A 3,050-nucleotide genomic window follows, 5' to 3' on the forward strand; every position below is an offset into this window, starting at 1 on the left:
CGGCCAGGCCGATCAGCCAGGCCACGGTCCGACCCGCCGGCCAGGGCACGCCGGCCGCGTGCAGGCGGCGCAGGCCGGCCAGGTAGAGCCCGGCGCCGACCACCACGAGGGTGAGGAACAGCAGGTCCGGTCTGACCTCGGTGACCAGCCGGGTTGCGGTGACCGGGGGCGGCAGGTCGAACCCGAGCAGCGCCCGCGCCGGACTGTCCGCCGTCTCCCGGGCCGGCGGGGGGGTGCGGGACAGCGCGGCGGCCACCGTGACCGCCGCAGCCAGCACCGCAATCTCGACGGCGGCCAGCCGCAGCAGCGGTCCGCTGTTGCCGGCGGCCAATGCGGGGATCGTCCGGCGTCGATGCCAGACACCGGCCGCCCCGACCCCGACCAGCGCGGCGGTCTTCACCAGGACCAGCAGCCCGTACCGGCTGCCGACCAGGTCGGAGACGGCGGGCAGGCGGACCCAGGCGTTGACGATCCCGCTGACCGCGACCACGACGAAACAGCACACCGCCAGCCGGCTGAACCGGGCCACCGCCGCGCGCAACACCTCGGTGTCCAGACGACGTGCCTGCCAGCACAGCGCGGCCAGCCCGCCCAGCCACAGTGCCGCGGCCAGGATGTGGAACGCGACGGCGACCACGGCGATGTCATGGTTGCCCGCCTCATGCGCATGGCCGGTGACAGCCGGCGGAAGCAGGCCGACGAGCGCCCCCACGAGCAGCCACGCGGCGCCGGTCACCGTTGTGACCATCCGGGCGCCGACGGCGACGGCGGCGGTCAGGACGGTCACGACGAGCAGGGCCTGCGCCTGCGGCAGCACCCCGACGACGTTGACCAGCGTGCGCCCGCTCACCGCGTCCGGCAGCGGCCGGCCCAGCACGTCAGACACGGTGAACAGCAGGGCTGCGGCGGCAGCCCCACACCACAGCCACGCCGCGACCGACGCGGCACGCAGGCACCGCCGCCCCGACGCGCGAAGCCCACCGCCGCGGGCAGACGGCAGCAGGAACGCCGCAGCCACGGTCGCGCCGACCGTCGCCGTCCCGGCGACATCGCTCAGCAGCCGGACGAACGGCAGCCCCCAGCCGGTGACCGGCCCGGCATCCGGCAGGCCCACAGCGGGTTCGTCGGGGGCGCCACCTCCGAACCACAACACCGCAGCCAGCAGCCCGACCATCCCCGCTGCCAGACCACCGGCCACGGCCAGCCGGCCACGCCCGCGTGCGGCACCACCAACGCCAACGTCAACCGTCATCGCCGCTCCGGCCCCGTCGTCGCCGCACGGCGATCCCCACCGCTGTGGCCGCGGCGAGCGCTCCGACCGCTGCGGCGGCGACCGGCATGCCGCCTCCGCCCCCATCCGCGCCGTCGGTAGCGGTGCCCGGCGACCCGGTGGGCGGCGCGGCAGGCTGCGACGGCGCGCCCGACGGGACAGCGGATAGCGCGGGTGTGGCCGTCGACGGCGGGCCGCCGGTCACCGCGGTCACCGTGAAGCTGGTCTGCCCGGAGATCGGGTGGCCGTCGGCCGAGACAACCCGGTAGGCCACCGTGTACCGGCCCGGGGCGGGCAACGACCCCAACTGCTGGACCACCCGTGTCCCGTCCACCACGGCCGGCCCGCTCGATACCGCCGCGCCCGCCGGCCCGGTCACCACCACCGTCGCCAGCCCCGCTCCCAGCTGCTGGGAGAACCCGAGCTGCACCGAGGACGGCATGCGATCGACCGTGGCGCCGTCGGCCGGTTGGGCCTCGACCAGCCCGGTGTGCGCGCCCGCCGCACCCCCCGCCGCGACCACCACAACCAGTGCCGCCAAGGCCACCGCCATGGCCCGGGCCAGTGGCCGACAGCTCACGCGTCGCCACGCTCTACCCACGAGACCACCCTCACCGGTCCGCGACCCCAATCCTCTACACAGTGCAGAACTCCCGCCGTGACGTATCCGCCCGAGGACAGCTTGTGGGACACCACCACCATCACGGTGCGGGCCACGGCCACCCGACACGCGGCGCAGCTCGTTGCACCGACATACCGGACGACGAGCAGACCGAGGCTCTGACGGTCCGGTTACGAAGCTACGCCGCCACCAGCCCGACCATGCGGGTCAGCTGTGTACTAAGCCGCATAGGAGATAGTGGGTGCGGTCCGGTGGCCTCGCGAACCTTGGAGACGTCGATGACCGTTCCGTTCCCACGCCGGCGCCTCACCGCCGCCCTCCAGGTCGCTGCTGCCCTCGCCGCAGCCGTCCTGCTGGTGGCCTGCGGGGGCGGTACGTCCACCGAGGACAGCGGACAGGGCGGGCAGATCAGCCACGTGCACGGGCTCGGTGTCAACCCGGCCGACAACGCGGTCTACATCGCCACCCACCACGGCCTGTTCCGCATCGAGCAGGGCACCGCACGCCTGGTCGGTGAGGCACGCGACGACTTCATGGGTTTCACCGTGGCCGGTCCCAACATGTTCCTCGCCAGTGGGCATCCCGCCCCCGGCGCCGGCGGCCCGTCGAACGTGGGGCTGATCGAGTCCACCGACGCGGGCACGACCTGGCACCAGCGTTCCCTGGCCGGTCAGGCCGACTTCCACGCCCTCGACTATGCCCACGGCACCGTGTACGGCTACGACGCCACCGCCGCCACCCTGCGTACCAGCACCGACAAGACCACCTGGGACAGGCGGGCGCGGATCGCCGCCGCTGACGTCGTGGCCAGCCCGGCCGACCTGACCTCGGTGCTGGCCAGCACCGAGCGGGGTGTGGCCGCCAGCACCGACGGCGGCCGGAGCTTCGCCCCGCCACGCAGCAGCGCCGTGCAGGTGTTCCTCGCCTGGCCGGCGATGACGACGCTGTACGGGGTGGACCGGGCCGGCACTCTCAGCATGAGCGCCGACACTGGTGCCACGTGGACGCGGATCTCCGCGATTCCCGGCGGCCAGCCGCAGGCGTTCACCGCCGTCGACGCACACCACCTGCTTGCCGCCACCACAGACGGGATCTACGAATCCCGCGACGCCGGCGTCACCTTCGCCCGGCTCCTGCCCCTGGCCACCGACTGACAGG

Annotated in this window: 3 protein-coding genes; 1 reads left to right on the plus strand and 2 read right to left on the minus strand. The window is 74.1% G+C overall.

All coding sequences use genetic code 11. The features are described 5' to 3' along the window. Positions 1-1,252, minus strand: a 1,252-nt coding sequence (locus tag DD1DGNOD_RS19705) for a copper resistance D family protein (RefSeq protein ID WP_165036902.1), incomplete at its 3' end; no start/stop codon positions are given. After that, positions 1,242-1,850: a copper resistance CopC family protein gene (locus DD1DGNOD_RS19710; RefSeq protein WP_131770787.1), complete on the minus strand. Its 609-nt coding sequence runs from the start codon at positions 1,848-1,850 to the stop codon at positions 1,242-1,244. The genes DD1DGNOD_RS19705 and DD1DGNOD_RS19710, both read right to left, overlap by 11 nt. 320 nt (positions 1,851-2,170) lie before the next feature. Between DD1DGNOD_RS19710 and DD1DGNOD_RS19715 the strand changes: the two genes are divergently transcribed. After that, the gene (locus tag DD1DGNOD_RS19715; RefSeq protein WP_131770788.1) at positions 2,171-3,046 is read left to right on the plus strand and encodes a F510_1955 family glycosylhydrolase; all 876 of its coding nucleotides are present in this window, start codon (positions 2,171-2,173) and stop codon (positions 3,044-3,046) included. Positions 3,047-3,050: the final 4 nt, after the last annotated feature.

Origin of the sequence: Candidatus Protofrankia californiensis (assembly GCF_900634765.1) — a bacterium.
In the GTDB taxonomy this organism is placed as follows: domain Bacteria; phylum Actinomycetota; class Actinomycetes; order Frankiales; family Frankiaceae; genus Protofrankia; species Protofrankia californiensis.